Genomic DNA, 26,828 nt, shown 5'->3' on the forward strand with positions numbered 1-26,828 from the left:
ATCTTTAACATATTGATTATGTTTTTTTGATAAGCTTATACGTCTTTTTTTCTGATTGTTGTTTTAAACAAGTTTGGCTCATCTTGTAAAATTTTCCTAATTAATTTTACAGAAGCCTTTGCATGCTTAAAGGTTATGATCCAGTTGTAAATATCAATTACACTGATGCAAAAAGCCTTATTTTCCTCTGCAAATGAATAAATATATTTTTTAGCTTGTAAATATTTCTTACTAATATAATTTGGTAACTCAGGTGTAGGTAATTTATCCTTAAATAAGATCAATGGAGACTTTAGCCTATTTTTAAATTTAAACTTATAATATGTTGTTCAACTAATTTTAAAATATTTTATGAGCACATTAGTTGCTAGGTTGAATCTTGCAACTAACAAATATATTTGCGAACATACATAATGTTTATAAGCTTTTGTTTTTTCGATGATTAGTTTATCCTTCTTACTCATCCTTATCAAATTCATCATTATCATCGCTGTGCAAGAAGGAATACACTTTTCCAATACTTCGTATTTTGCCTTTAATAGAATATTTTCTATTCTATCTTTATCTGTTTGTTTTTTTCGATTTTCAATTTCTTTTTGTAATTCTTTTATTTCTCTTTTTTTGATTTTTAATTCTTCACGCTCACAAATTGTTTTTACTTTTTTATCCATAAGTTTGCACTCCTTGTGCCTATTAATACCATTAGAATAACAAAATTTCTTTTTTTTGCTCACATATATACCAATTGTGTACCAGAATTTAAATTTAATTCTTTAGCAATTAGTTTTGCGCTTTCACCATTTTTAAATCTCTCAATTGCTAATTTTTTTTGTGTTTTGTCATAGTGTTTTTTCATTATATACTCCTCTATATAAAAAAACTGAAGATGTTATTCCCCAGTACACTTATCTTCCTTTATGCTACCTTATTTGTGGTAATGAAGTGGACCACTTATTATTATAATTATAGCTTATCTATCTGTTGTAAATACAAGATTATATTATTAATAAATAGCTCAATAATTCATCAATTACTATATATTAATAACAATGCAAGTGGTTATTCTTTTTTTTTACTTTGAAGGATATTCAAGAAAATTCCAATATTAAGGAGCTATGAAGCTCTTATCATACAAAACACGTAAAATACTATTTATCAAACGATGAAAAATTATCAATAGGAGATATTGAAAAATTAGATTTTGGGCAATTGTATTCATATCGACTATAATATGTAAGAGATACTATTGAACCAAAAGTTGAAATATACCAGACCTGCAAACTTTTATGATTATTATCTCTACAAATATCATCTTTGAAAATTAATATCTCTGAGCCTGGGAAATAAGAAAAAAAATATTTCTTTTGTTGAAAATTTAATGACTACATTTGCTTCTATGGCAGTTATTAATGAGGATTATGAAATTTTAGTGAATAATGAGTGATGATTCATATGATTTTAATGACTTTTGTATGCCTAAATCTAGTGATGAAAAAAAATCAAAAAACAAATTGAAGTTACTATCAATGCAAAATTAATAAGCAAAGGTAACCCTAAGGGGAGGAAATAATATTTACTCTCACTAGTAGAAAGGTTACTTTTTTTATGAAAAAATATAGTTACAAAACAAAATATCATGCAATATTAGACTATTCAAATGGAATGAAAATTTGTGAAATAGTTAAAAAATACAACATATCTTCTGGTGCACCGCTTATTTCATATTGGATTATTAGGTATAATAATATTGAAGAATTAAAATTATCTTCAATGAAAGAAGAAGAATATATGGCAAAAATTGAATCTGAAGAAATATTAAACAAGAAAAAAATGAAAAAACTGGAGCAAGAAAATAAAGAATTAAAATGGGAAAATGAAAAACTTAAGATGCAAAACAATGTGCTAAAAAAGTTCGATCCTTCATGACAGGTGCGTGACATGAAGGAGAAGATGACGACTAAACCATATAAGCATCATTCATTTTGTGAAATATATATAAAGGAATTTAAAAAGGTTGCAACTGTTAAAAAAATGTGTGATGCATTGGGAGTATCTGTAAGTAAATATTATGCATTCAAAAAACGTTTTAATTTGTTAAAAAAATCAGAATTCAAATACTGAAATTATCCACATTTCATCCCTAAATATATATCAAAAGCTAATCCTAATACAGAAGATATGATTACTAAATTTTATACAGCATTTAATGATCCTGGGAGTGCTTTTACAGTAAATAAGTGAATAAACACTACATATAATGTTAATGTTAGTCGGAAAATCATTCGAGATTACCAATTAAAGTATCCTTTAAAATATCCTGTGGCTGTTCGTTGAACTAAGAGAAGTAAGGCAGTGCGAATTAAACAAAACATTAGAAATGATTTAATTGGAAATGATACATATACAACATGTCCAGGACAAAAAATTGGTATTGATGGAACTTGATTTAAAGATCTATTTATAAACGGAAAAAGAACTAAGTTATTATGTGAAATTGCTTATGATTGATTTACTAGAAAGGTTGTTTCATATTCAATCGTCAAGGTGAAAACAAACAAACTGTTGTTTCAACATTATATGGTATATCTAAATATCTGTCAAAAAATGACTTCACAAATTGTATAGTTCAAATGGATAGAGGTTCAGCCAATCTTTCCTATGAAGTTCTAAATTATGAAAATCATCAGCACAATTTTATAATATCAATGTCTAATTCTGGTTTTAAGCACAATTCATCAACAGAGGCATTAAATGGTTGAATTAAAGAACAATTCTATTTATCAGTTGGAAATCACTTTAATTCACTTTCAGATTTTTACAAAGCATTCAAAACATTTATTAAAAACAAAAATTTATTACAAACTTATATTTACAAACAAAAAAGAGGTGAGATATTTATTTAACTTCTCTCCCCTTAGGGTTAACCATGCTAAGAATAGAAAATTAAGAATTTTTTTAAAACTACTTAGCTTAAATGTCTTAATTTGTTTGTTTATGAAATATAAAATGTTTAATAATAAAAATTTAAAAATATATCATATTTTTAAATTAAATATTTTGATATTACTACATTAATAGGCCTTATTTTCCTCATTTTATACTTATCCCATACATAAATGTTATTGAAGTACGATATGTAAAAACCCATACACACCATTACTATTTGTTTGTATGGGTTTTTATCCTTTGGATAATTATATTTTATGTAGATTATATTCTATCTATAAAAATATGATAATTTTTCGAAAATATGTATTATGATAATAAAAAATAAATCGGTTTTTACATACTATCTATTGATTAAAATTGGTCTTAACTACAAATTAGTTGAATGAAAGGGTTAAAATTAGTTAAAAATATAAATATTTAGTTAATATTTGTAAAATAATGAGATCTCCAATAACAATCAATAATCTAAATAACTGCTTTTTGTATGATAATATAGGTAAATTGTGTTATTATCATTATAAGTATTAATCTATATAAATTAATCTTTCAAAAAAAGGAGAATGGTTATATGAAGAAAATATTATTTATATTATCATCATTTATATTTTTTATCTCGTCATCTTCGATGGTTTTTTCATGTTCTAAAAGCCCCGGTAATAAAACTGTCTATAAAGATGGAATAGAATTTGAAAACAATGAATATCAAGCACAAATTGGGGGTGTTGTAAAAGTTAATGTTTCAAATTTTAGTGATTTATCTAAAAAAGGATATACTAAAAACTGTAGTGTAAGAGTTGCAGATGAAAGTATTGCTAAATTCATTGATTATAGTAGTGATAAAAATTTCAGTAATTATCAAACTCTCCAAATTAGTGCTCTTTCTCCGGGAAAAACAAATGTTGAAGTAGTATTTACAAATCTTGATAATATCTCATCAATAACAGGAAAATTTGATATTACTGTTAGTGATTTTTCAAAATACAAGCCTGTATGACAAAAGGAAGTACTTAACATTGATCCCTTAGAAACATATATTTACATTGGAACATTATCAGAATATAGCGAGTTTAAGAAGTATAATTTAACTAATTTTGCTGCAGAATTAAAAAATACAGAAGAAGGGTCAGTAGATGTTAATAATTTTTTAAATAATTTTCATATCAATGATGAAGGTGAGATGTATTATGATATTGATTGTTCTAATTTCAAACCAAAAGAAATAGCACCTGATGGGAAATATAAGATCGGAAAGGTAAATATAAAACTTATAAATGATAATGCTAGATATTCATCATCGGGAACTCTATCTTTTAACCCTTTTATTTCTGTACATACAATTGACATATCACTTCCCAATACCAAAGAGCCTATTGATTTATCCTCACCAACTACAGCTGATTTAACATTTCCAGAAAAAATAACAGCGTCAGAAATTGTAGCTACTCATCCAACTGTAAATATTACATTTAGTGGTAGGGATATTGAAGCAAAATGAGAACTATCTAATTCTTATAACAATAATTTATTAACTATGGACGGACAAAACACAATTATACAGCTAAAAATTACTTATAAAATATCAAATGTTAGTTATATAAGCGGTTCAATGCATATTGATTTTCGTTGTAAATTAGACTCGTCAACTAGTTATATAGGTTCAGCAACAATTAGTTACTCAGGAAAAAGAGTTTCTCCAGGTGGTAAATATGACAAACCAAGTGAAACAGACACTGGATATGTAAGTGTTTATCCTGTTACAAATAAATTTGGTGATTGAAAAACAATAGACCCAAAAGATGATGATGTTACATTAACTTCTTCTGCAGACTTATCAGGATTGACTAAAGACGGGTATAGATATCGCGATACTTTATTATTTGATAGTAAATCTAATGATTGGTCCACCGTAAAAGGTTACGACTTGAAAAATGCGGAAGATGTTAAAGATTTTTTAAATTTTGATGCAAAAACAACATATTCTAAAATAACTGATTTTTCTATTAATAATGTCTCAATTGGTGACAACAATAATCTAATCTTAAATATTGGAAAATTAACTAAAAAGGTAAATCAAGATGGGACTATATATTTAGTGTCTCGTTTTATTGATAGTGCTAATGACTTATGTGCAATGACAGCAACTTTTAGTTATAAAGCATCAGATAATCTCCCACCAACTAGTTTATCATTAACACGTGGTATTATTCCATATAACGACAATTCACAAACTCTTGATTCTTCTAAAAACGGAGAAACACCAGAAAAAGCACTTCATTTAACTGATGAAATATTGAACTTTCAGACATTTGAAATATCAGCAGAAGATAAAAGTGCAGATTTATCAAAAGTAATATTATCAACATCTGATGCATCAATAATAGGTGTTGGTGGAAACCTTATAAATAACAATGGTAAATATTATGTTGATCTTTATGTTAAAGCACAAAAAGGAAAAGATACTCCCGGTGGAAAAGTAACTATCACTTTGTCAAATTATGGGCAGGAAAAACCACTCTTAACATTCGACATATATTATGCTGCTTATGTTGGAAAAGATGTTAGTTCTGGGACATATTATGTTCAAGATCAAAAAACATTATCACCAATGAATTATTATGTGAGCTTGCTTGCAACAAATAGAACTATATCTTCAAAATATTCTGTTAATAACGGAAGAACATCAGCTCCAAATATAGAATATGCCCCAGGATATAATTACTCTGGTGGAGATTCTCCAATTGCATTAGATAATGCAGATACAATTGTTGGGGATATTACATTTGATAGTAGCATTAGTGTTGTGGGTGAAGGTGTTATTGCTTTAAGATATAATCAAGAGATTGAAGGAAATATTACATTTAATGGTAGTATTGATTATAAAGCAAGTAATGCTTCAATAAGCGAATCGTGTGGAGTGATTAGTGCAAAATATGCATCATCTGAAAAAAATATGCTTAAAATTGCTGCTAATAAAACTATAGATATAAAAGGCGATGTTAATATTGGTGTATATTATAAATCTACTGGTGATCCAGTAAATATTGGTGCAGGAATTGGATTAATAAATACAATAAAAACAAGTGAGATTGGTCAGGTAAATATTAGTGGAGCTGTTTCTATTAATATCGAAGGGCCTTCTTCTTACAGAGGAAGCGAAACTGGGGGAGTTATTTGTTCTAATAGTTCTTGTAGCGCTGATGCTCCATCTTTTAACAATCTTAAAGGGTTGGATATTAAGGGAAATGTAAAATTTTACGATGGAGGTGGTCTTTGTAATTTTGATAAATGTGCTCTCTTTTATTCAAATAATCAATTTTATTCCCCTACTTGTAACATAAATTTTGAAGGGTCTGATACAGATTTTCTTACTGATGGTTATATGGGTGCTGTATTTAGATCTGCACCCGCAGGAAACTCACAATTTGCATTAGGTAGTTTTATAATTTCACATTTTTCATACCAAAATAGTGATTTTAAAAATGGAAATGGGGACTCTATATTTTTATATACTGGTCCATCAGGTCATACATCTACATTTACAATTACTATAAATACTCATAGTTGAGGTCCGGTAAGTGGAAGTGTCCCCAATCTTTTCACAAAGTCAATTGAAGAATTTAAATAGTTAAAATAAGATCTAATAAATTTATTATTTATATTTATTGGGTGTGTTTAATTTTAAAAAGAGATGATAAATAAATAACTCTCTCATTTTTTGTTTATAAATATTTGGAATGGAATATACATTTATTAATTTTTTTAACCTCTAAAATTGATATATATTAGTTTTTATCTTTTAATCTATTTCTAAAATTTGTTAAAAAACTCAATTTTTTTAGTATATTATTTTACATTTTAAAATTTTTGTTTCCTAATTTTTATCTCAATTATTTTTAAATTTTTTAATTATATATTCTTGATATATATTTGGGATATTTTCTCTTATATTATTTTTCCCCATTAAGGTTACTTCTGTTTTGTTAATTTTAAATAAAAATTAAATAATTTTTGGTTATTATTTTTTTCTATATACTTATGTTTATTAATAGATTTATCCTTAAAAAAATTTTATTAGTTTGCATAATTGAACTTGATTATATTTTAGTGATAATTTTTAGAATACTTAAAACATTTAAATAACTTATTCACAATTAATTTTGCTAATATATTAACATCTAATATGTTTTTAGTATAAAATAAATAAAGGTAATAATAATTGTTTTAATAAAATTAGAAATTTAAAATATATTACAAAATTAAGTGTACAAGTGAAAGTTACCAATAATGTGCTTTTAAATTTAATAAATAAAGACTAATATGTTAATTTATATTAAAAAAAGATAATAATTTCTAGGAGGAAAATACATGAAATTAAATAAAATGATTGACCATACAAACTTAAAACCAGATGCAACTCAAAAGGATATAGAAAAACTTATTTTAGAAGCAATAAAATATGATTTTTTTGCTATTTGCATTAATCCGAGTTTTTTGCTATTTGCAAAACCAAAATTAAAACACACAAATATTAAAATTTGTTGTGTTGCTAGTTTTCCGTTTGGAACTACAAGTTTAGAAGCTAAATTAGCAGAAATAAAATGATTAATTGAAAATGGATGTGATGAAATTGATTTTGTTATCAATGTAGCTCATGTAAAAGATAATCAATTTGATAAAATTGAGAGAGAATTCTCAAGAATTCGCGAAACTACAACCGGTCACACAATCAAAGTTATTATTGAAACATGCTTTTTAAGTAAAGATGAAATTGTAAAAGTATGTAAAATTGCAGACAAATGTAGCATAGACTTTGTAAAAACATCAACAGGATTTGCTAAAGGCGGTGCAACAGCTGAAGATGTGAAATTAATGAAAGAGTCTATATCTTCTAAAACAAGTGTTAAAGCAAGTGGTGGAATTCGCACTTATGATGATGCAATTAAAATGGTTAATGCTGGCGCATCTAGAATTGGAACCTCTCAAGGTGTTGTAATTGCAGAACATTCAGAAACTAATAAATAATCATTATTACATAAAATTTACAAATATAATAAATGCTAATTATTAGTATTTTAATCTTCTTGATATAAAATCTAAAAAAATAAGTAACCCTAATTAGATAAATACTCAACGAAATAAGTTTTTAAAAATTTTAAGATGCTTAAAAAATATAAAATTTATGATTTTATATTTTTTATTTTTAAAATTTATTAAGATTAAAACTAAAATCTTCAACTAAATACATTTTTAGACTTTTTTTTGCATTTATTTAAAGTTATAAAATAATTAATTATTACTCATATTTAAATACATATGCATTTTTTTATTCTTTGTAGTAAAATAGTTATATGAGTTATTTTATAGCTAGAAAGGAAGTATATTTTGAAAGTTGATAATAAAGACCTATTAGAAAAATATTACAAAGAAATAGTTGAAAAAATTAGAGATCTTGTCAAATTTGAATCTGTAAAGGTTTCAGATAGAAGAGAAAAATCTACAAACATTGAACCTGGAAGAACTGCTGCTTTAAATTATGTAATCAATCTTTGTAAAAGTTGAGGTTGAGAAACAAAAATATCTAAAGACGGATTGTATGGGTATGCAGATATTGGGAGTGGTGAAAAACTATTTGGAATATTATGTCATTTAGATGTTGTTCCTGCTGGAGATTTAGAAGAATGAAATTATCCACCATTCGAACTTACAGAAACAAAAACACATTTGTATGGTAGAGGGGTTTTTGATGATAAAGGTCCAACAGTGGTTAATTTATATGCATTAAAATACTTATTAGAAAATGGTTTTGTTCCAGATTATACTGTTAGATTTATATTTGGAACAGCAGAAGAGACCAATTGAGAATGCTTGAATAGTTATGTTAAAAATGAAAGATTAGTAGATGTTGGTTATACACCAGATGGTGCTTTTCCTTGTGTTTATGCTGAGAAATTTATTTTAAATTATGATCTAACAGGTAATTTTAATTGTGACTTTACAATTAAAGGTGGAGAATGTTATAATGCTGTTGTGGACCTTATCACTTATTCTGGCCCTTTAGTTTATAAGTTATTGGATTATTTTAAAGACATCAAGGAAATTAAACTAACAAAAAAAGATGGCAATTTAATTATTAAAGGAAAATCTTCTCATGCAAGCCTTCCTCAATTGTCAGTTTGTGCTTCTACATATTTAGCAAAGGCATTAAAAGATTTAGGTGTAAACCACCCAGCAATCAATTACTTAGCAGACCACCTTTATTTACAAAATAATGGTAGAAGTCTGTTTGATGATTTAACCGATGAAAGTGGTGATTTAACTATTTGTAATGGAATAATAAATATTGACAAGTCAAAATTTATGCTTACATTAGATATGCGTGTTCCTGTTACTAGAAATTGTGAAGATGATATTACAAAAAAACTTGAAAAATATTGTGCTAAAAATAATATAAATGTTGTATTATCTGGTAGTGAAGGGTCTGTTTATCATAAACAAGATTCAAAACTTGTTCAAGATACCTTAAATGCATATAGACAAGTTACAGGAATTGCTGACGCAAAACCATTGGCAATTGGTGGAGGAACTTTTGCAAAGGCAATGCCAAATGTGATTGCCTTTGGGGCAGAAAAATCAATGGAAGATTGTTCTATGCATATTCCAAATGAAAATATATCAATAGCAGACCTAAAAATGATTATTCAGATTTATGCAAATGCTATGGTAAAATTATTAAAAATATAAGATTGGACGGAGATAAAATGAAATTTAAAGATTTTAAATCAACAAATGATCTAAAAAAAATGTCTAATGAAGATCTAATAGAATTGGCTGAAGATATTAGAGAAATATTATTAGAAAAAATTCTCACAAAAGGTGGACATTTAGGTAGCAATTTAGGAGTTGTTGAATTAACTATTTCATTATTGAAAAATTTTGATTATAAAAATTCTAAATTCTTATATGATACTGGATATCAATCATATGCTTACAAAATGTTAACAGACCGTAAAGATTTTTTAGAAAAAAAAGAAACTTATGATGGGTATAGTATTTTTCAAGAAATAAATGAGGGAGATTGATATTCAGGAGGTCATACTTCAATTTCTGCTGCTTGAGCTGGTGGTTATAATCTCTTAAAAGATAATAAAACAGTTATCGAAATTATGGGGGATGGAGCCTTAGCATCTAGTATTGGTCTTGGTGGGTTACTAAATTTCTCTCCAGACAATAAATCACAAAAAGGACTCTTTATTTTTAACGATAATAAACAAGGAATAGGACTAAATAAATTTAATTATTTAGACTGAGAGAAAATCGCTACTGGAATGGGCTATGAATATTATCTAGTTAATGATGGTCATAATTTTGACAAACTACAAAAAGCATGAGATTTTTATAACAACTCAAAAAAATCAGTTTTTGTTCACATAGAGACTATAAAAGCAAAAGGTGCTAACATACAAAACCCCGAAGAATCAATGCACTATTATATACCACCAAAACCTACAAAAGAATCATCATATGTATCATCTAGTAAACAACTTAATAATTTTTTTGATAAAAAAATGAGTAAATCAAATGATGTATATTGTATAATAGCTGGCCTAACATATGCTATGGGTTATGATAATCTTAGAAAAAAATATCCAAATAATTGAATAGATGTTGGAATAAGTGAGGAAATTGCAATTGTTCAGGCTGCTGCATTGGCACAGGCTGGAAAGGAAGTTTATGTAATTATGCGTCCACCGTTTATACAAAGGTGTTATGACCAATTTATTCACGATATTGTTCGTAACAATTCAAATATGACAATTTTAATTGCCTATTTTGGAAATATTGAAGCCTTAGGGGACTCACATCACGCAGTTTATGATATAGCAATGTTTAATTCATTTGATTCTATTCATTCCTTCCTCCCATTAACAACCAAAGAATTTGAATTATCATTAGAAGCTGCTAAAAAATATAAACACACCAAAGTCATTCGTTACCCAGGTTTATTGTTAAATAATGATTTATGCAATGATATTAACGGATGAAAAAAAGTTATTGATAATAACGCAAGTAAAGTTGTTATAACATATTCTAATGAATGTAATTTGCTTGAAGATTATATTAATAAAAATAATATACACGTTGATCTTATTTGTGCATTAACCTTAAATCCCATCGACAAAAAAATGCTATCTTCATTATCAAAAAAGGAATTGTATTTTTATGAACCAGTTCATGGATTTAATACACTAGCAAGCCGTGTTGAGAGAGAATTTCCTAATTTAAAAATTAGAGTATTTACATATCGTAATGATTTATTAGGAAAATGAGATGTTGAAAGAATTAAAAAAGAGAATAAAATGGATCTAGATACATTCTTTAAAGAAATACATGGATAGATTGGAATTTTAAATGAACAATAAAGAAGAAATTAGTCCATATAAGGGTAAGAATCATCTTGAAGAAGACTCTAAAAAGGTAGTTGAGTTTAATGAACTTTTAAAAGAAATTCGAGAAGAAAAACCTAACTCTGTTATAGACTCATTAAGAAAAGTTTATTCATATTCTAAAAAAATAAAAAAATCTAAGATTCCATCTGATATTTTATGGTTTATTTTATTAAAATATTCTGTTGGAAAATATTATACTGATGATTTTTTATTAGAAAATGATGAAATTAATAGTGATTTTTTTTGAAATAAAAAAAATAATCAAGTAGTTAGATTTGAATGAAAAAAAAATTCATTTATAAGAACAACAGTTATAAACAATAATAAAGATGATGAACATAATGAAGTTATTTCAAGCGCTGTTAAAAAAAGACTACTGTCTAAACACTTTAAATATAAGGTTCAAATTGTTTCTAGAAAGCCACTTATCTATGGGACATTAGAAAGCTCATTAAAATCACATTATATAAAAGTCGGCATCAAACATGATTCTAGAAAAATAGTTAAAAGAATTAATAAACTTTTAATTTTTGCAAAAGAAAAATCATTAGAAGATTTAAAGAAAGCTGATGTTTACAATTACAAAGTTATTGATTTAAGAGAAACAAAAAACTCTTAACAAAAAAATGGAAGAATATTTCTTCCATTTTTTATTAATTGTAACTGTTGAATTTATAACCTATCACTAAAACATTTGAATTTATTTTTTATTTAATGCTTATTATTTATGATAAAAGTATTTAAAAATATAAATCCAACTATCTTATTTTAATTTTTTAAAATTATTAAATAGATTATAAACTCATTACATTAATGATTAAGAAAGGTTATAATAATAACGACAATATTTTCTATTTATTAACATAAATATATAACCAGTTAAAAGGAAATATTTTTTGAAACAATTGATCTTTTTTATTAAACTGGCATATATAAGTTATATTATGCATATTGTTTATATTTTAAAAATATTTTATGTAACATTAAGAAGACGATATCGCTGCGAGGTAAAAAATGACATTTGATATGATTGATATTAAGATTATTAGATACTTGTTGGACAAAAAAGAATGAGATTCTATTAATCAAATAATCGATGAGCTTAAAATTTCAAGGTCGATCCTTGACTATCATCTTCGTCATATTAACCAATTTCTAACCGCTCACAAACTAACCAACATATACTTAACTGATAAAAATATATTAGATAATGAAAAGATAACAAACATATTCAATAAGTACATAAGAAAAAATAAATATTTATTTTTAAATTCTAATAACAGAAGAATTATAATATCAATATTTTTAATATTTAATAATTACACTTCCTTAAGTACCCTTGCTGATTTTCTTTTTGTATCAAAATTAACAATATATAATGACATTAATAAGATCAATGAGGATTTAAATTTTTATAATTTCAAGTCTGTAAAATTAGTTTCATCTAAAAACGGTTATTCAATATTGGGTAATATCTTTGATATTCACAATCTTTTCGCTAATCAAGTTGTAACCTTTATAAACAATGATAATTCAAACCTTCTTATAAATTTTTTAATTAATAATCTTAAATTCGATGACTATGGTATTTTAGAACAAAGCAATTTAACTCATCAAAAATTATATGAAAATATTTGTTTATCTGTTGATGAATTATATGAAAATGTAAAATACATTGAATTACAAAAAAAATCAATGACATTAATTTTACTTTTTTTACACATTAAAAAAATAGATTACAATATTAAGGGTGAAGAGGAAATAAAATATATAAACTACGAACAAAAATTAAAAACTTCATTGTGATATTATCACTCAACAAAAATATTTAACAATATAGAAAAAAGTATTTGTATTTCTTTTAAGATTGGTTTATTTGAAAAAATCCACGTAGCATATTTAATATCATCTTATTTAACAATAAACATTGAAGATATTGACGCCAATGATATTATAATTGCAAAAACTATAGTTAATAGATTTGATACATTCTTTATTAAAAATGGGTTTACACTTTTTGATAAAGATGAGAATAACTTATTTTATAAATTTATATTATGAATTATAACAAGTCCATTCTCAAAAGTATTTTTCGACAAACAAATAAATGAAAAAATAAAAATATATCGAAAAAAACAACATGACCAAATATACTTAAAAAAATTTAGTGAGATATTTATGATGATTTCACAAGAATACAACCTTGAATATAATAAGGTTTTTTCACATATGATAGATCTTTATTATACTTCAGTTAATACAATTCCATATCTTTATATCGAAAGCAATGAAATTGTCCTAATTACAAAATCAAAAGGTGCACAAATCACAAACACTTACTTAGCTCTTAAAAATATTCTTGGTAAACAAAAAGATATACAAATTGTTAGCATCTATTGATATAAAAAAAATATTGAAAAATTTAAAGATAAATATTTAATAACAGATGTCCTTGATTATGATGGAATAAAAACAAAATTTAAAGACAATAAATTCTTTTTCAACAATTAAAACTACAAGCAATAAAAAAATAAAAAATTATTTACGTATGTAAATTTTTTTTTGCCTTAATTGTCTTATGTACTTATTTTAGATATAAGTTATAATTATTATTAAAAAAAATTAATATAATTTATAATTGCGCCAATTAGAAACAAAAAATTTATATGTTAATATCAGGTTGAGGAGGAATAGAAAAAATGAATAATAAATTTGTCAGAACTGTATTAGGAGATATTAGCCCTGAAGAAATGGGGGTTGTGGATTGTCATGATCATTTAATTAAAAATGGCGGACCTGAAATGAGTGAACATATTGATTTTTTAATGATCGATATCGAAGCTGCAAAAAAAGAATTGTCTCTTTTTGTTAAAGCTGGAGGAAAAACAATGGTAACAATGGACCCACCAAATGTTGGTCGTGACGTTAGTAGAATGTTAGAAATTGCAAATCATTTTAAAGGAAAAGCTCACATAATTATGGCAACGGGATTTCATAAAGCAAAATTTTATGATAAATATTGTTCTTGGTTAAAAACAGTAGATGAAGATAAAATTGTAGAAATGATGATTGCAGAAATACAAGAGGGTATGGATATTCATTCATATAATGGGCCTGTCGTTGAAAGAGTAAAAGCAAAAGCTGGGATTATAAAAGTTGGAACAAGTTATGGTGTTATTGACCCTCTTGAACAAAAATCAATTAGAATTGCTGCTAAAACCCATATTAAAACCGGGTGTCCAATTTTAATTCACACACAGTTGGGAACTATGGCTTATGAGGTTGCGATAATGCTAATCAACTTAGGAGTTGATGCAAGTAGTATTATTTTATCTCATCTAAATAAAAACCCTGATAAGTACTATTATAAAAAAATATGTAAATTAAATGTTTTTATTGCCTTTGATGGACCCGACCGTGTTAAATATTTACCAGATTCAACATTAGCTGAAAATATTAAATGATTAATTGATAATGGCTATCAAAAACAAATTCTTCTAGCAATGGATGCTGGTAGATTCTATTATCAAACATCATACTCAGAAACTAAAGGATTTAAAACTTATGGTATATCATATATGCTAACTCACTTTGTTCCCTTGCTAAAAGAAATTGGTGTTAGTCAAGAACAAATAAATGATATGCTGATTAATAACCCACAAGTAGCACTAGCGTTTAAGAAAGCAAAATAGCACTTATGAAAAATAATGATAAGGAAAAAGTAATAAATGATTTAGAAGAATGAGATGCTGGTGTAAAAAATAAAAACAAAAAATTAGAAAAAAGAAAATTTAACATTTATTTGCTCACTGTTGGTATATTTTTACTAATTGCAATAGTCACTTTTGTATCTATATGTATCGTTCAAAATAAAACCGATCTTATAAATACTGTATTTTATACATATTTAATTAATAATTTTCTTGCAGTGCCATCATTGCTAATTGGTTTAATAATCTTCTTAGGTTATCTTTTACAAAAACAACCTTTTGGAGATGCGTTATCTGGTGGTTTTAAGGGTATTGTTGGTTATTTAATTCTTCAATTGGGTTCATCATTTTTAACAGGAATTTCAAAACCACTTATGGTCACTTTTGGAAATCTAATTGGTTCAAAATGTGTGATATTGGACCCTTATACAGGATGAGCGGATGTCCAACAAAAAATGGGGACTGCTGTTTCAATAATTAGCTTTGCCGTTTTAGTGGGAATGGCAACAAATATATTGTTAGTAGCTTGTAAAAGATTTACAAATGTAAAAAGTATTAATGTTACAGGTCATATTATGTTTCAACAAACAGCCTGTTTAACAGCAATATTATGATTTTGAGTATTTAAAAATATTGAAAATACATCTAGTAGACAGTTATTGACAATTTTAGCGACAGGTATATTAATAGGAACTTATTGAGGTGTATTTTCAAATCTTGCTTTTGCTCCAACACAAAAAGTAACAAAAAATGCAGGGTTCTCAATTGGACATCAACAAATGTTTGGTATTTGAGCTGCCTCTCAATGTGGTAAATTATTCTCAATTAATAATAAAGAAATAACATCAATTGAAACCTTTAATGTAAGTAAAAAAATGTAAATATTTCACGATAATATCTTTATTTCCTCAATCTTGATGTTTATATTCTTTGGAACATTATTTACAATTATTAGATGTAATGATATTAAAATATGAAATCAGATGGTAACTAGTATAGGAAATTATAATTTCTTTCCCAACCAAGTTTGATTAATTCAAATTGTTGGTTTTATATTTACTATAGTTGCTTCCATTCAAATGTTGATGGTTGGAGCTAAAATATTTGTTGGAGAGTTACAAAGATCTTTTATCGGGATTAGTGATAAACTGATTCCAGGTGCTATCGTTGCTATTGATATTGCAGGGTCATTCTCCTACTCAGAAAAAGCTGTGACATATGGTTTTATAAGTGGGGCCATCGGAAATTTTATTGGAATTGGTTTAGTAATTCTACTAGGTCAAGTAATAAAGTTAAATGCCTTTCAGGTAGTTGTTATGGTAGGATTTATCCCAATGTTCTTTGATAATGCTGCATTTGGAATATATGCAAATTCAACCGGAGGATGAAAAGCTTGTCTTGTTGTTCCATTTATATTTGGAATAATTGCAGTCTTTGGAGCTGTTCTTATTGTAAAAACAGCTGGAAGAACAGATGAAATATTTACAATTGGTTACAATGGTATGTTTGACTGAACAACAATGTGGTCTATTTATATGTCACTATTGACAATTAACAATACACTAAGTTATATATTTATATTTTCAATTATAATTATATTCTTAATAATTGCTCAACTTACAACAACAGAAATAGGAAAAAAAACCAAATTTAAAAGATTTATTACTAGAAATAAAATTGCTAATTTAGAATCAACAGATATCAAAAAAGAAGATGAATTAAAGAATAAAGAATAGAGGTAAAAAAATTATGATAAAAATATTATGTGCATGTGGTAATGGAATGGGAAGCTCAATGTTAATAAAAATAAAAGTTGAAAACATTGTCAAAGAACTTGGCTTTAATGCAAGCGTAGATACAGCATCAATTTCTGAAGCTAAAAGTATTGTTAATGGATATGATATAGTACTGTGTTCTACTTATCTAGTGTCTGATTTAACACATACAAAAGCAAAAATAATTGGTCTTGATAATTTATTAGATGGTGATGCTATAAAAAAAGCTTTAAAGGATATATTTTAAGATGAATGATTCAAACATTGACTTTTTAAATTATTTAATTGAAAATGATACCATTAAAGTAAAAATAAAAGCAAATGATTGACAAGATGCAATTAATAAGTGTTTTGAAAAACTATTAAAAAATAATGTCGTTAATAATGCTTATATTAGTGAAATAATTTCAAGCACCATAAAACTTGGCCCATATTATATTATTTGTCCAAATGTTGCAATGCCTCATGCAAACCCAAAATTTGGTTCCTTTGGTAATGCTTTTAGTCTAATAACATTAGATGAACCAGTATTTTTTGATGATAAACCAATAAATATTTTAATTGGATTTAGTGCTAAAAACGATAAAAATCACCTTGAAATTGCTTTACCACAAATTTGTGCCGTCTTTGAAAATACAAATATTGTAAATCAAATATGCAAAGCAAATAACAAAAAAGAAATAATAAATATTATCAATAAAATTGACTATAAAAAATATTTAAGATAGGAGAAGACAATGAATAAACCATTATTACAAATAGCTATGGACAATCTAGAATTAACGTCAGCGCTTTCTATATTAGAGGATGTAGGAGAAATTGTTGATATAATTGAGGTTGGGACAATCTTATTATTAGCAGAAGGAAAAAAAAGCATTAGTATAATTAAAGAAAAATATAAAAATAAACTTATACTTGGAGATGCTAAAATTGCAGACGCTGGAAACATTTTGGCAAAAATGTTATTTGAACAAAAAGCAGATATTATTACAATTATTTGTTGTGCAGATATAGCTACAATTCAAGGTGTAATTAATGAAACAAAAAAATTCAATAAAGAATTACAAATAGAGTTAACTGGATATTGAACGTTTGAACAAGCAATTGAATGAAAAAAAATAGGTGTTGAACAAGTTGTTTATCACCGTTCTCGAGATTCACAAGCAAGTGGCCGAACATGACAAAAGTCAGATATTAAAAAAATAAAAAAACTTTGTGACCTTGGGTTCAAGGTCACTATAACTGGTGGAGTTGAAATTAGTGATCTTGATTTATTTAAGCATCTTCCAATATATATAATAATTGCTGGAAGAGCTATAAGAAATAGTAAAAACCCAAGACAAGCAGCACTATTATTTCAGGAGGCTTTAGAAGAAAAATGAAAATCTTAAAAAATAACTTATTTGGTATTTATGAAAAAGCATTACCTCCTGGTGATTTAGAGGAAAAGATAATATATGCAAGTAATGCTAAATTTGATTTTTTAGAAATGTCAATCGATGAAAGTGACAAAAGATTAATGAGATTAAATATGGATGATAAATATATAGAAAAAATATTATCAATTTGTAAAAATAATAATATCTTCATTAGATCAATTTGTTTTTCCGCACAGAGAAGATATCCTCTAGGAAGTCACAACGAAAATATAAGAAAGCAATCAATAGAAATGTTAAAACAGTGTATCCTATTAGCTTTCAAATTAAATATCAGAATAATTCAAATAGCGGGTTATGATGTTTTTTACGAGGAAAAAGATGATAATACCAAAAAATGATTTATTGAAGGATTAAACGAGGGGCTTTGATTTGCAAATATTTATGGAGTAAATTTATCTATTGAGATAATGGACGACCCATTTATAAATTCTATTACAAAATACTTAGAGTTAAAAAAACGTTGTCAAAGTCCATGACTTAGTGTTTATCCTGATCTGGGAAATCTATCTGCTTGAAACAAAAAAAACACAATCATAGAACTTGAAAAAGGCTTTGGAGAAATAGTTGCACTTCACATCAAAGACACGCTAGAAGTAAAAGATGATTTTAAAGGAAAATTTAAAAATGTAAATTTTGGAGAAGGATGTGTAGATTTTAAAAAAATATTTAAGTATTTAAAAGATAAAAAATATAGTGGATCTTTTTTGATTGAGGCTTGATATGAAGACTTTCCAGACCCAACCAATAACTTAGATAAAAGTAAAAAGTTTATCACAGACATATTTAGAGAGACTGGGTGAGAATTATGTTAGAAAAACTTAAAAAAGAAGTATATAATGCAAATATGCTTTTGCCTAAAATGGGGCTTGTTACATTTACTTGAGGTAATGTTTCTGGTATTGACAGAAAAAATAATTTGGTTGTTATTAAACCGAGTGGTGTAGAGTATGACAAATTAACCCCTGAAGATATGGTTGTTGTTGATTTTAATGGTAATAAGATTGATTCTAAACTAAACCCATCCACAGATACACCAACACATATTTATTTGTACAAGAAATATTTAGAATTGGCAGGAATATGTCACACACATTCAATTTATGCAACAAGTTGATGCCAAGCTGGAATAGACTTACCAACCCACGGAACAACACACGCTGACAATTTTTATGGAGATATACCATGTACAAAGCATTTATTAGAAGAGCAATTTGTAAATTATGAACACGAAACAGGTGTAATTATCTATGAGACCCTAATAAAAAGAAACTTAAATCCTAAGATAATGCCTGCTATTCTTTGTAATAATCATGGGCCTTTTACATTTGGAGATTCTCCGGGTAAATCCGTTGAAATTGCCAAAGTTTTAGAAATTGTTGCCCAAATGACATTTCAATCCTATCTTATAAATAAAAATAATAACCAAATAAATCAAACTCTCTTGGATAAACATTACCTTCGAAAACATGGTAAAAAATCTTATTATGGTCAAAAATAGAGTATAATAATTATTTTGTGAAATAAGAATTTATTAGCAAAAAATATAAATAATTCCTTAATCCTATATTAAGTATAAATATAGTTTGTTAAGCATCAATATCTTTTTATTTTATAACTCAAGATTTCATAGAATAGGGAAGCTAAGTGTATTTTTTTATACATTATCTTCCTTATTTTGTATTTTTAACCTAATTATTTACAAAAATCCAATTTTAAACAAAGCACCAAGCATTATAATAAATAATATGTAATAATATCATTTTTTTTCATCATTTTTGAATAAACTACTATAATTATTTTGATTATATTAGATTTTTCTCACTTATCAATGAAATATTAATTAAAAATTTCAAATATATCTCAAAGATCACATATTATTTATTTTTACATCGTTAAAAATTAACAGTCAAATACTATAATTATGGGTAAAATATGAAAATCTAATATTTGATAATGATATAATAACATTGGTTTCAAATGATTTATAGTATTTGACGATAATTTGACAATGTTATCTACTTAAATGTTTAAATTTAGTAATAACTATTTATTACTCTTAAGTCGCTGAAATAAATTTTAAGTTCATTTATAAATAATGATAAATATATTATATTTTATAGTTGATTTGTGTTTTTGGGTAGTTTGGTTTACAATTTGTTAAAATAGTAATATTATTTTTCTTTTGTTTAAAATTTTTCTTGATTAAAATTAAATATTAATTTTCAATAGTAATTTATTTGGCTATATTAAATAATAATCTTTAAATTATTTGGAAACATTTAAAATTATAGAGTTTTTTTTACAATTTATTATAAAAAATCTAAAAAAAACTCTAATAAATAAAGAAAATATATTATAATATAAATATATAATGTTTATTTTATTGTTTTGCCCATACACATATTAGACTAAAAATATATGTTAACTATAATTTACAACAATATACTAAAGAAGGATAAAAAATGAAAAAATTAATAATATTATTGAGTTCAATTAGTTTATTTGCTCCATCAACAACTATGTTAGTTTCTTGTTCTAAGGCAAAAAACCCCAAAAAAGAAGTAAAAAATGATGTTAAATTTGAAAAATCAGATTACACTGTTATGGTTGGAGGAACAGTTAGCGTTAATGTTGCAAATTTTGCAGATCTAGAAAAAGCTGGGTACACTAAAAATTGTAGTGTTATTATTGATAATCCTGCAATTGCAAAAAATGTAGTTTTAGATACAAAAGACAATACAGCTAATAAAAATTATCAAACACTCCAAATTAGTGGAATTGGTGCTGGAACTACAAAAGTAACAGTTAAATTTACAAATTTAACTACCATAGATGTTAAAGAAGGCTCATTTAATATAACTGTTAAGGATTTTTCACAATATAAAGTTACTTGAGATACAGACAAAAAAACAATCAAACCCACAGATCAAAAAATAAAAGTAGGAAATTTACAAAATTATCAAGAATTTGTTGATATGAACTATAAAAATTTTACAATTAATATGAAATCAAACGATGATGGTGCTACAGATATCAATCTATTGCTAAATGGTTGTGAAATTGAAAAAAATGGGGATATATATCTTAATGTTTACTATCCACAGTTGCCACCTTTGGGTAAAGAACAAAAAGAATACACTCTTGGCACAGTTACTTTCACATTATTAAACACCTCTGCAAATTACACATCAAATACTGGAGATATTTCCTTTAATCCTTTTGGGGGAGTGAAAAGTTTTACAATAGCAAAAGATCCTAATAAGGATATTAATTTGGAGGAAAGTGCAGGTTATAATTTTACTATTACTTTCAAAGATGATATCCCTGCCATTGGTGATATCCAGAAAAATGATGCTAAAACAAACATAACTTTTAGTGGTAGTAGAGATGCTAATTTTTCAGCAACTTCAAGTTATTCTCCAGGATCAGACGGAAAATCTTTTACTCTTACTCTTAAATTTAAAACCCCATCGATAAGTTATGCATCAGGGAATATTACAATAGATATTCGTTTTAAATCAGGCGTTTATGTTTATTATGCAAATCAAAGCTTTAAATATAGTGCAAATAGAGTCAGTCCTGGAGATAAATATGATAAACCTTCAGATGATGTCACAGCATATACTAGTAAATATCCATCATCTACTAATCATGCATTTAGTGATTGGCAAACAGAAAAGCCTGCAGCCCAATCTATAGCTATTACAACAGCAGCTAATTTAGATGCAATTACAAAAGCTGGATATAAATATAAAGATACATTAACAATTGCAGGTGGTTCTTCTGCAGATGATAAAGATTATTATACTTGAAAAGATCTTAACGGACTTGATCTTTCAAAATCAGAAAATGCTAAAATATTTAAAGGCTTAGATTCAAAAACATCATTTTCAAAAATAAAAGCTTTTTCAATTAATAACATCTCAGTTGGTACTGATAATAATTTAACTTTAAATATTAATAAGTTAACAGAGCAAGTAACTGAAGGAACAATTCATTTTGTTTCTAGATTTTATGATGAAGTCGGAAATGTATGTTGTGCAACAGCGGTTTTTAATTATTCTGCATCAACCCCAATAGCAAGCGATGTAAAATTTACAAGAGGTTCAATTCCATATGCTGGCCAAGATGGACCAACAAATCAAGGAGATACATTATCTAATTCAATTCATTTAACAGATGATGATCTTTCTTTTGACTCATTTATTGTTTCTGCTACTGATGATCCTAATAAACTAGCAGATGCTACAATATCAAGTGATAAAACAGATATATTAGCAGTTGAAAATAAACTAGAAAATAAAGATGGTGTATATCATATTAAAATGAAACTTATCGGCCAACAAGGAAAAGATGTAGAACAAGGTAAAGTAACATTAACACTAATAAGTGGTGGGAAAAGTCTTACATTAGATATTTATTATGGAACATACGTTGGAAAAGATGCTAGTTCGGGAAATTATGCAATTTCAAACACAGAAACTTCTGGCTCTGTAAATTATTTTGTTAGTAAAAATGCTTCAAATAGATCAGTTGATGTTAATTATATAACAGATTACAACATAGACAGTGCTCCTAATTTAGAATTTGCCGATGGTTATAATTACTCTGGTAGTGAGTCACCATTTAAATATCACGATACACAAAATATGGTTGGAAGTGTTACTTTTGATGGGGATATAGATGTAACTGGACGAGGAGTTATTTCTGTTGCTTGAGGAAATAGAGTTATTGGAAATATATTATTTAAAGGGGCTGTTAACTATACTGCAAATAACGATAATTCCTCTGAAGCATGCGGTGTTATAAGTGAACAATATGGGGATTTTGCAGCTAATGCTGCAAGAATATCAGAAAACAAAGAAATTCATTTCATGAAAGATATTCAAATATATGCAACTACAAATATTGGTACTGGTATTGGATTTATAAATACAATTACAACAGGTATTATTGGTCAAGTAAATGTTGAAGGTGGTATAACTGTGTCTTCATTTGATTCAAACACATTAAATTTACCGGCTGGAATTATATTTTCAAAAAGTTCATCCTCTGAGAATCCGTTGGGATTTGATAATCTTGAGGGTCTTGAAATTAAAAATAGAGTATTGATAAATGATTATAGTAGCCATTTTGATCTTAACAATACTGCTATAATTTGTAATTATGATGAGTTTTATTCACCACATGCAACCATAAAATTTGATGATAGTGTTGGCGTTGTTTCTGGAATTTTTAGCCCCCCTGGTTTTCTAATTTCATCTGTCTCAAACACATCTGAATCCTCTAAGATTTTTGCAATTAACAATGTTGATATTAATTATTTTAATACAAATCGTTATAACAATGTTGATATTGTTAAATTACAAACAGGCGCTGGAAGTATTTCTAGTTTTACCTTTAAAATTGGAGATAAAAGTAAAACATTTTCCCCTTCAAGATATTCATCATTAGCAACTTTTAATTTGGCTGAATGGAACTAAAAGTCTAAATGTATATAATTATTTAAAATGTAGATAATCTTTATTCAATTATTGTTTAATCTCACTTTTCTAATGAATATAAATTGTGGTTCATCCCATTATTTTTAAAGTGTAATCATTATAATCTGCTATAGTATGTCGTTAATTAATTTTGCAATGGTCATTTTGGTCTTATTTTATTCATTATCTCATCTATATAAAAACTATTATGAAAATCAAGATTTATATGAAGAAATATACAATAATATATTTAGATAGTTATTAATTTAATTGTTCCTTGTTATACATATCGTTTACTATAATTGGGTATTTTTCCAATCTTCATATAAATATACCACATTGGGAGTTGAAGAAATAAAAAAATTAATGATATTATTGAGTTCAATTAGTTTATTTGCACCATCAACAACTATGTTAGTTCTTGTTCTAAAGTAAAAAATCAACAACAAAAAGTGATGTCAAATTTGAAAAATCAGATTACATTGTTATGGTTGGAGGAACAGTTATCGTTAATGTTGCAAATTTTGCAGATTTAAAAAAAGGTGGGTACACTAAAAATTGTAGTGTTGTTATTGATAATTCTGCAATAGCAAAATTTGTTGATACACAAGCAAATGAAACTAATAAAAATTACCAAACACTTCAAATTAGTGAAATTGGGGTAGGAACTACAAAAGTAACAGCTAAATTTACTAATTTGGAAACCATAGATGTTGAAGAAGGAACATTCAATATTACTATTATGTCTTTTTTACAATATAAAGTTAGTTGAGATAAAGGTACAAAAGCAATTGACACACTAAAAACGAGAATAAAAGTGGAAATCTATATAATTATCAAGAATTTGTAAAAATGAACTTTAAAAATTTTTCAATTAATATGAAATCAGAAGATGAAGGTAGTACAGATATTAATTACTACAAGGTTGCGAAATTGAAGATACTGGAGATATATACCTTAATATTAACTATTTACAATTGCCAGCTAATAATACCAATGAACCATACACTTTTGGAACAGTTACTTTTACATTATTAAACACCTTTGCAAATTACAAATCAAATGAAGGACATATTTTATTCACTTCTTTTGGGGAGTGCAAAGTTTTGAAATAGAAAAAAAGATCCTAATAAGGATATTGATTTGATGGATAATGCGGGACTTGATTTTACTATTACTTTTAAATCTATTATTAATATTAACGATATCCAATCAGAGTCACCAAAAATAACTTTCGGTGGCGATGAAATTTAAAGCAACTCCAAGTCATTCTCCATGGTCAGACATCAAATCTTTTACTTTTAATATTAAATTTAAAGCCCCGTTGATAAGTTATGCATCAGGAAATATTACAATAGATATTCGTTTTAAATCAGGTTCTATAGTTTATTATGCAAATCAAAGTTTTTACATACATTACATACAGAGTGAACCGTGGAGATCAATTTGATACTCCCTCAGATAATGACACAACATATACTAGTAAATATTCTACTAACGCATTTAGTGATTGGAATGTAGAAAACCCCAAAGCCCAATCTATAACTATTACAACACCAGCCAATTTAGATGCCATCACAAAATATGGATATAAATATAAAGATACATTAACAAAAGCAGTTGGTTCTTCTGCGGATGATGATACAGATTATTATAGTTGAAATAATCTAAAAACCCTTGATCTTAAAAATGCAGATAAATCTAAAATCCTTAAAAACTTAGATTCAAAAACATCATTTTCAAAAATAAATGCTTTTTCAATTAATAACATTTCAGTTGTTGATGATAACAATTTAACTTTAAATATTAATAAGCTACCAGAAAAAGTTACAACCCCGGGAACAATAAATTTTGTTTCTAGATTTTATGATAAGGTTGGAAATGTATGTTATGCAAAGGCGATTTTAAATTATACAGATTCAAATGAGTTTCCTTCTAACAATTTAAAATTTACAAGAGGTTCAATTACGTATGTTGGTCAAGATGGACCAACAAATCAAGGAGAAACATTATCTAAATCAATTTATTTAACAGATGAAGATCTTTCTTTTGAATCATTTATTATTTCTGCTAATGTTAATAGCAAACTAGAATATTAACAATATCAAGTTATAATCCAGATATATTAGTATTTTAAAATAATTTAGAAAAAAAGATAATAATTATCATATTAAAATGAAAGTTGTTTGTCAACAAGAAAAAGATATAGAACAGGGTAAAGTAACATTAACACTTAATTTTGCAGATGTTAAAATTTCTTTTACATTCGATATTTATTATGGAACATATGTTGGAAAAGATGCTAGTTCGGGAAATTATGTAACGTCAAACACAGAAACTTCTGGTTCTACAAATTACTTTGTTAGTAAAAATGCTTCGAATAGAGGATTGATGTTAGATATTCATACATTCATAATATAGATAGTGCTCCTAATTTAGAATTTGCTGATGGTTATAATTATTTTGGTAGTGAATCACCATTTAAATATAATAATGAGACAAATATGTTTGGAACTGTTACTTTTGATGGAGATATAAACGTAACCGGACGAGGAGTTATTTTTGTCACATATGCAAACATTATTTATGCAAACATCTTGTTTAAAGTAAATGTTAATTATACTGCAAATAACGACAAGTCTTTAGAAGCGTGTGGTGTTATAAGTGAACAATTTGGAAACAATAAATTTAATGCTACAAGAATATCAGAAGACAAAGAAATCAAATTTAATAAAGATGTTAATATATATGCATCTGCAAATGTTGGTGATGGTGTTTTTTTATTAGTATAATTATAATAGGCATCATTGGTCAGGTGAATGTTGCTGGTTCTGTAAATATCGGTTAAAATGACGGTGATTCTTCTTTAGTTGTTCCAAAAGATGTTGGAATTATTTTTTCAAAAAACTCTTGTACATTACCAAATACAGGAATTAATAATCTTAAAGGCTTAACTATTAATGGGTCTGCAAGTATAATTGATAAAACTGATACCATAAATTATGAAAATAGTGCTATAATTTGT

General features: G+C 26.4%; 24 protein-coding genes and 1 pseudogene. 22 read left to right on the plus strand and 3 right to left on the minus strand.

Features of this window, described 5'->3' with window-relative positions; all coding sequences use genetic code 4:
* Positions 1 to 35 precede the first annotated feature (35 nt).
* Positions 36 to 671, minus strand: a complete 636-nt coding sequence (locus AAHM97_RS01655; protein ID WP_342269219.1) for a hypothetical protein — start codon at positions 669 to 671, stop codon at positions 36 to 38.
* Entirely contained in the window at positions 656 to 856 is a 201-nt protein-coding gene (locus AAHM97_RS01660) for a hypothetical protein (RefSeq protein WP_342269220.1), read from the minus strand. The genes AAHM97_RS01655 and AAHM97_RS01660 overlap by 16 nt, the downstream gene beginning before the upstream one ends.
* Before the next feature lie 390 nt (positions 857 to 1,246).
* Between AAHM97_RS01660 and AAHM97_RS01665 the strand changes: the two genes are divergently transcribed.
* From AAHM97_RS01665 to AAHM97_RS01770, 22 genes and pseudogenes are all read left to right on the plus strand, one after another.
* A complete protein-coding gene (locus tag AAHM97_RS01665) occupies positions 1,247 to 1,462 on the plus strand; it encodes a hypothetical protein (protein WP_342269221.1) in 216 nt (71 codons plus the stop codon).
* 143 nt (positions 1,463 to 1,605) lie between these two features.
* Positions 1,606 to 2,625 carry a hypothetical protein gene (locus AAHM97_RS01670; RefSeq protein WP_342269222.1) on the plus strand — a complete coding sequence of 340 codons (1,020 nt, stop codon included), beginning with the start codon at positions 1,606 to 1,608 and terminating at the stop codon, positions 2,623 to 2,625.
* Positions 2,626 to 2,630: 5 nt separating this feature from the next.
* Positions 2,631 to 2,903, plus strand: coding sequence for a hypothetical protein (locus tag AAHM97_RS01675; protein WP_342269223.1), 273 nt, complete (start codon positions 2,631 to 2,633; stop codon positions 2,901 to 2,903).
* Positions 2,904 to 3,517: 614 nt separating this feature from the next.
* Positions 3,518 to 6,574, plus strand: a complete 3,057-nt coding sequence (locus AAHM97_RS01680) for a hypothetical protein (protein ID WP_342269224.1) — start codon at positions 3,518 to 3,520, stop codon at positions 6,572 to 6,574.
* Positions 6,575 to 7,314: 740 nt separating this feature from the next.
* Positions 7,315 to 7,971: a deoxyribose-phosphate aldolase gene (gene deoC, locus AAHM97_RS01685; RefSeq protein ID WP_342269225.1), complete on the plus strand. Its 657-nt coding sequence runs from the start codon at positions 7,315 to 7,317 to the stop codon at positions 7,969 to 7,971.
* A 360-nt stretch (positions 7,972 to 8,331) separates the two neighbouring features.
* Complete coding sequence (locus AAHM97_RS01690) at positions 8,332 to 9,690, plus strand: Sapep family Mn(2+)-dependent dipeptidase (RefSeq protein WP_342269226.1); 1,359 nt, start codon at positions 8,332 to 8,334, stop codon at positions 9,688 to 9,690.
* Positions 9,691 to 9,707: 17 nt separating this feature from the next.
* On the plus strand, positions 9,708 to 11,345 hold the full coding sequence (locus AAHM97_RS01695) for a 1-deoxy-D-xylulose-5-phosphate synthase N-terminal domain-containing protein (protein WP_342269227.1): 1,638 nt from the start codon (positions 9,708 to 9,710) through the stop codon (positions 11,343 to 11,345).
* 13 nt (positions 11,346 to 11,358) lie between these two features.
* A complete protein-coding gene (locus AAHM97_RS01700; protein WP_342269228.1) occupies positions 11,359 to 12,015 on the plus strand; it encodes a hypothetical protein in 657 nt (218 codons plus the stop codon).
* Between the two features lie 395 nt (positions 12,016 to 12,410).
* Positions 12,411 to 13,907 carry an HTH domain-containing protein gene (locus AAHM97_RS01705; protein WP_342269229.1) on the plus strand — a complete coding sequence of 499 codons (1,497 nt, stop codon included), beginning with the start codon at positions 12,411 to 12,413 and terminating at the stop codon, positions 13,905 to 13,907.
* A gap of 188 nt (positions 13,908 to 14,095) precedes the next feature.
* The gene (locus tag AAHM97_RS01710; protein WP_342269230.1) at positions 14,096 to 15,088 is read left to right on the plus strand and encodes a hypothetical protein; all 993 of its coding nucleotides are present in this window, start codon (positions 14,096 to 14,098) and stop codon (positions 15,086 to 15,088) included.
* A 5-nt stretch (positions 15,089 to 15,093) separates the two neighbouring features.
* Positions 15,094 to 16,842, plus strand: a pseudogene (locus AAHM97_RS01715) (PTS transporter subunit IIC).
* A 13-nt stretch (positions 16,843 to 16,855) separates the two neighbouring features.
* The gene (locus AAHM97_RS01720) at positions 16,856 to 17,128 is read left to right on the plus strand and encodes a PTS sugar transporter subunit IIB (RefSeq protein ID WP_342269231.1); all 273 of its coding nucleotides are present in this window, start codon (positions 16,856 to 16,858) and stop codon (positions 17,126 to 17,128) included.
* Position 17,129: 1 nt separating this feature from the next.
* Positions 17,130 to 17,609, plus strand: coding sequence for a PTS sugar transporter subunit IIA (locus AAHM97_RS01725; protein WP_342269232.1), 480 nt, complete (start codon positions 17,130 to 17,132; stop codon positions 17,607 to 17,609).
* A 9-nt stretch (positions 17,610 to 17,618) separates the two neighbouring features.
* Positions 17,619 to 18,272 (plus strand): 3-keto-L-gulonate-6-phosphate decarboxylase UlaD, encoded by a 654-nt coding sequence (locus AAHM97_RS01730; protein ID WP_342269233.1) that lies wholly within the window; start codon positions 17,619 to 17,621, stop codon positions 18,270 to 18,272.
* Positions 18,260 to 19,132: an L-ribulose-5-phosphate 3-epimerase gene (locus AAHM97_RS01735; protein ID WP_342269234.1), complete on the plus strand. Its 873-nt coding sequence runs from the start codon at positions 18,260 to 18,262 to the stop codon at positions 19,130 to 19,132. Before AAHM97_RS01730 ends, AAHM97_RS01735 begins: the two co-directional genes overlap by 13 nt.
* Positions 19,126 to 19,818 (plus strand): L-ribulose-5-phosphate 4-epimerase AraD, encoded by a 693-nt coding sequence (araD, locus tag AAHM97_RS01740; RefSeq protein ID WP_342269235.1) that lies wholly within the window; start codon positions 19,126 to 19,128, stop codon positions 19,816 to 19,818. The genes AAHM97_RS01735 and araD overlap by 7 nt, the downstream gene beginning before the upstream one ends.
* A gap of 964 nt (positions 19,819 to 20,782) precedes the next feature.
* The gene (locus AAHM97_RS01745) at positions 20,783 to 23,803 is read left to right on the plus strand and encodes a hypothetical protein (protein WP_342269236.1); all 3,021 of its coding nucleotides are present in this window, start codon (positions 20,783 to 20,785) and stop codon (positions 23,801 to 23,803) included.
* Between the two features lie 487 nt (positions 23,804 to 24,290).
* Positions 24,291 to 24,653, plus strand: a complete 363-nt coding sequence (locus AAHM97_RS01750; protein ID WP_342269237.1) for a hypothetical protein — start codon at positions 24,291 to 24,293, stop codon at positions 24,651 to 24,653.
* A gap of 212 nt (positions 24,654 to 24,865) precedes the next feature.
* Positions 24,866 to 25,057 (plus strand): hypothetical protein, encoded by a 192-nt coding sequence (locus AAHM97_RS01755; RefSeq protein ID WP_342269238.1) that lies wholly within the window; start codon positions 24,866 to 24,868, stop codon positions 25,055 to 25,057.
* A gap of 137 nt (positions 25,058 to 25,194) precedes the next feature.
* Positions 25,195 to 25,902 carry a hypothetical protein gene (locus AAHM97_RS01760; protein WP_342269239.1) on the plus strand — a complete coding sequence of 236 codons (708 nt, stop codon included), beginning with the start codon at positions 25,195 to 25,197 and terminating at the stop codon, positions 25,900 to 25,902.
* A 76-nt stretch (positions 25,903 to 25,978) separates the two neighbouring features.
* Positions 25,979 to 26,224, plus strand: coding sequence for a hypothetical protein (locus tag AAHM97_RS01765; RefSeq protein WP_342269240.1), 246 nt, complete (start codon positions 25,979 to 25,981; stop codon positions 26,222 to 26,224).
* An 83-nt stretch (positions 26,225 to 26,307) separates the two neighbouring features.
* Complete coding sequence (locus AAHM97_RS01770; protein WP_342269241.1) at positions 26,308 to 26,595, plus strand: hypothetical protein; 288 nt, start codon at positions 26,308 to 26,310, stop codon at positions 26,593 to 26,595.
* A gap of 52 nt (positions 26,596 to 26,647) precedes the next feature.
* Here AAHM97_RS01770 and AAHM97_RS01775 read toward each other — a convergent pair whose 3' ends face one another.
* Entirely contained in the window at positions 26,648 to 26,800 is a 153-nt protein-coding gene (locus tag AAHM97_RS01775; RefSeq protein WP_342269242.1) for a hypothetical protein, read from the minus strand.
* Positions 26,801 to 26,828 lie beyond the last annotated feature (28 nt).

The sequence above is a fragment of the Spiroplasma endosymbiont of Aspidapion aeneum genome, from assembly GCF_964031045.1.
GTDB lineage: Bacteria > Bacillota_I > Bacilli_A > Mycoplasmatales > Mycoplasmataceae.